Genomic DNA, 3,707 nt, shown 5'->3' with positions numbered 1-3,707 from the left:
AGTTTTCTATTTCTAAAAAAGTGGTAATATAATTTATCTACCTGTGCTTTATTCAGTACTGCTTGTGCAAAAAGAAAAGTAGCTGCAAGCCCAAAAACAACTATTCCAAACGGATGATATTCGATACTTTCTGGTATAGCACCTTCGTATAAAGCAACGATTGATTTAGTTATTCCGCAGCCAGGACAAGGAAGTCCGGAGAGCATTTTAAAAGGGCAAAAGGACTGCTTGTATCGCAGTTCGCTACTACTGCTGTTCCATGCCAATATAAATGGGATCCCGACAATCAGTATAGAAAATACCGAGAATACAAATAAATCGTTACGCTTGGTCGTATAGTTTGTTGACATCTCCTTGTACTATCATAGCTGCCACCATTGGTAAGAAAAATCCGAGAATCAAAAGAAGGGCGGTATCATCTTTCTGCGGTCGATTGCTCAGTTGGTAAACTGCTGGCAAACCGTCTTTTGCCACCACGTAAAAGAAGTAAACATTAACCGGATAACAGCAACCAGCTAGAATTGCAACAGGTCCGGAAACTATTTCCCTTCTATTAGCTGCATTCATTACATCTGCAATTTTTATATTCCAATAAATAAGGTAGAGGCCGCAGGTAATTATTCCAAGAATAAGTACTAGGAGCGGATCAACTCTAAAAACAGGAATGTCGGAGGGAAGTTGCTGTTTAGGTGTATTCCAAGATTCAGTTGGTTGCGAATTTTCCATAACGTAAAAGAAACGAATTTAATTTTTTTTTAACAAATTTCAAAAAGATGTCGAATTTTTCTTATCAATCTTGAAATACCACCGTCATCAGAAAATACTTGGTGTCTATTGTCGACCATGCGTATAGAAGTCATTAATTTTTGAAATTGCTATCTGTGCCATTTTTATTTCACTTTCGAAGCTCCAGCCAGCAATATGTGGCGTTAAAATGACATTGCTCGCAGTAGTTAAATATTGCAAATCTGCATTGGATTCCAGATTAAAATTAGCTTGAAAAGAAGTACTCTCGTACTCCAATACATCCAAACCTGCCCCCAGAACCTTTCCTTCTTTTAATGCATTAACTAGAGCGTTAATTTCCAAAACAGAACCACGAGCAGCATTAAGCAACCAGATTGGCTTTTTAAAGGAATCATAGAATTCTTTATTGGCGAAGTAACGCGTGAGTGGTGTTTGTGGGACATGCAGGCTAATAACATCCGCTTTCTGGTAAAGATCTGTAATATCTACTTGCTTATGATTGTACACCGCTTCTTTTGTAGCAATATCATAAAATAAAACCTCACAATCGAATCCAGCTAATTTTCGTGCAAAGGCGCTGCCCATAATCCCGTATCCAATTATTCCAACTGTTTTTCCTTCGATTTCATACCCACGATTCGCTTCACGCTGCCAGAGTCCCGCACAAACTTCTTTATCTGCCTTTTTAATTTTGTTCATCAAATTTAAAAGTAAACCTAGTGTGTGTTCACCTACTGCATTTGCGTTCCCTTGAGGTGTAGAAATAACTTCAATTCCTTTTTCCTTACAATACTTAAGGTCGATGTTTTCAAGGCCGGCACCAATTCGACAGATAAACTTCAAATTAGTGCCGGATTCCAAGAAAGTAGCATCTAGTGGAAAGCGGCTTCGGATAACTATACCTTCATACGCATGTAGCTGTTTCTGAACTTCAGACCTTGGCAATTCATCAAGAAGTACGTTTTCAAAACCTAAAGCACTTAGTCCAGTTTCCAAGCTAGGATGGTTCTTATCTATGTGAATGACTCGTTTCAAATTTTCTTTTTGATCGAAGATACAGAAAACGCCGAACACTAGAGATAATTCGCAAATGATAAAACTATACTAAATAAAGGATTAACGTTACTATCGTTGTAGTGCAGAAACTGCGGGACTAAATCGCCATCGTAGCGTTTTAAAAGTTTACACTAGCTTTCTGCTTTAGCTTCTTCCTCTTTCTTGCTGTGAACAGTAATTTCATTGGCAATAATTTCTGTAACATAGCGCCGGTTGCCTGCTGCATCTTCGTAAGATCTAGAACTCAGTTTTCCTTCAATTCCAATTTCTTTACCTTTCAAAACATGCTGTTCGGCTAAATCGGCAAGTTTTCCGAAAGCAATAACACGATGCCAGCTCGTCTCTTCAACTTTATCACCAGCTCTGTTGGTATAGCTCTCGTTGGTTGCTATACTAATCGTCGCGATTTTTCGATTGCTGTCGAACGTTTTCACTTTTGCATCCGAACCTGCGTGTCCGCGTAGAATAACGCGATTTCTAATAATTGTTTCCATGGCTTCTCAGTAAATGTTTTTGTTAATAAGAACAAAATTCTGTGTTTGAATTAAAACAACAATGTAATTTTCCATCAATAAACGTTTATAAACGTTTAGCTATGTTATTAACAATTAAATTTTTACGGTTTTTCCGTAATCTAAATTCAAATTCCTATTTTAATTTTAACACCATCTTAAAATTATACGCCATGACAAAAAATTGTATTGTTTGCCAAACGAAGCTTGTTGGAAGAGATGGAAGAAAATTCTGCAGTGATGCATGCCGCATTGAACACCACAATCAGCTCAACCGATCAGGTGGTCGTTTTGTTAGGATGATTAACGAAAGACTACGCAAGAACCACAGAATATTGTGTGAATTAAACTGTGAAGGAATTACTAAAACTAATCGTGCAAGTTTAGTCATTCGCGGATTTGATTTTAACCTGATAACAATGATTGAGAGATCGTCTAACGGCGAAAATTACTTTTACATTTACGACCAAGGATATAGAATGTTCGATAATGAGCACTACTTACTTGTGAAAAGAGAATAACAATGAAAAAAGAACTATTAATTATCGGGTTTGGATGGCTTGGTCAAAATTATGCTTTAGCCAATAAGCTTCATTTTGAAAGAATAATAGGAATTAAAAGAAGTGCCGGTCTCCGGTATCAATTAGACGCCAAAACGAACGTCTGTGCACTAGACTTGTTTTCTGACAATTTACCAAATTCTATTTCTGAGATTTTGAAGTCGGCAAGCCATATTATTATCGCCTTGCCTCCAAGTTCGGCAAAAATACCTGAAGACTATTTAATCCTACTTGAAAAATTGAAGACTACAATAGTATCAATTGGTATTAAAACAATTTTTATTAGTTCAATTGGAGCTGGAAGTTTGTTTCAATCGGAACGAAAGATACTATTAGAACAGTCAGAAATAGTTTTCCTAGAAAATTCTTTATTCAAAGTTCTACGGTTTGGCGGACTGATAGGAACTGATCGCCATCCTGTTCTATCCTTGGCAAGATCAAACTCGGCTATAAATGGTGCAGATTTAGTGAATTTGATTTCTATTGAAGATTGCTGCGGCACTATAGATTTTCTTTTCAACAACTTTAGTTCATTACCAAAATTGCTTACAGCAGTATCACCTTACCATCCCGCTAAGGTTGAATATTACAATAAATCTAGTGCGGAATATAAGGTTCCTCATCCAAATTATTATTTTGATTCCGAGGAACGAACGGCTTATCAATTGGTTAATAAAGTAGAAGACTTTGGTTATACTTGGATAAATGAGAAATTAAAAAGGCCAAACAATTAAGTTCGGCCTTTATTAGAATAATCTTGTACTTTCCCCTTACTTCTTCACGATCAGGAATTCGCTACGTCTGTTGATGGCGTATTGTTCTTCGGTGCAGT

At 36.8% G+C, this 3,707-nt stretch carries 6 protein-coding genes; 2 read left to right on the top strand and 4 right to left on the bottom strand.

Annotation, left to right across the window (positions count from 1 at the left end; translation table 11 throughout):
- The 4 genes from ACOVQQ_RS01825 to ACOVQQ_RS01810 all read right to left on the bottom strand — a co-directional run.
- Positions 1-350, bottom strand: a 350-nt coding sequence (locus tag ACOVQQ_RS01825; RefSeq protein ID WP_421816681.1) for a DUF2752 domain-containing protein, incomplete at its 3' end; no start/stop codon positions are given.
- Positions 322-726, bottom strand: a complete 405-nt coding sequence (locus tag ACOVQQ_RS01820; RefSeq protein ID WP_298144279.1) for a DUF4234 domain-containing protein — start codon at positions 724-726, stop codon at positions 322-324. The genes ACOVQQ_RS01825 and ACOVQQ_RS01820, both read right to left, overlap by 29 nt.
- A gap of 105 nt (positions 727-831) precedes the next feature.
- A complete protein-coding gene (locus tag ACOVQQ_RS01815) occupies positions 832-1,743 on the bottom strand; it encodes an NAD(P)-dependent oxidoreductase (protein ID WP_421816680.1) in 912 nt (303 codons plus the stop codon).
- A 191-nt stretch (positions 1,744-1,934) separates the two neighbouring features.
- Positions 1,935-2,297, bottom strand: coding sequence for a single-stranded DNA-binding protein (locus ACOVQQ_RS01810; protein ID WP_298144273.1), 363 nt, complete (start codon positions 2,295-2,297; stop codon positions 1,935-1,937).
- A gap of 191 nt (positions 2,298-2,488) precedes the next feature.
- Here ACOVQQ_RS01810 and ACOVQQ_RS01805 point away from each other — a divergent pair, with 191 nt between their 5' ends.
- Together ACOVQQ_RS01805 and ACOVQQ_RS01800 are read left to right on the top strand one after the other, a co-directional pair.
- Positions 2,489-2,836 carry a hypothetical protein gene (locus tag ACOVQQ_RS01805; RefSeq protein ID WP_094486753.1) on the top strand — a complete coding sequence of 116 codons (348 nt, stop codon included), beginning with the start codon at positions 2,489-2,491 and terminating at the stop codon, positions 2,834-2,836.
- A 2-nt stretch (positions 2,837-2,838) separates the two neighbouring features.
- Entirely contained in the window at positions 2,839-3,609 is a 771-nt protein-coding gene (locus ACOVQQ_RS01800; RefSeq protein ID WP_421816679.1) for a hypothetical protein, read from the top strand.
- Positions 3,610-3,707 lie beyond the last annotated feature (98 nt).

The organism is Flavobacterium sp. (assembly GCF_049240005.1).
Lineage (GTDB): Bacteria > Bacteroidota > Bacteroidia > Flavobacteriales > Flavobacteriaceae > Flavobacterium.
This window is presented reverse-complemented; position numbering and strand designations above follow the sequence as displayed.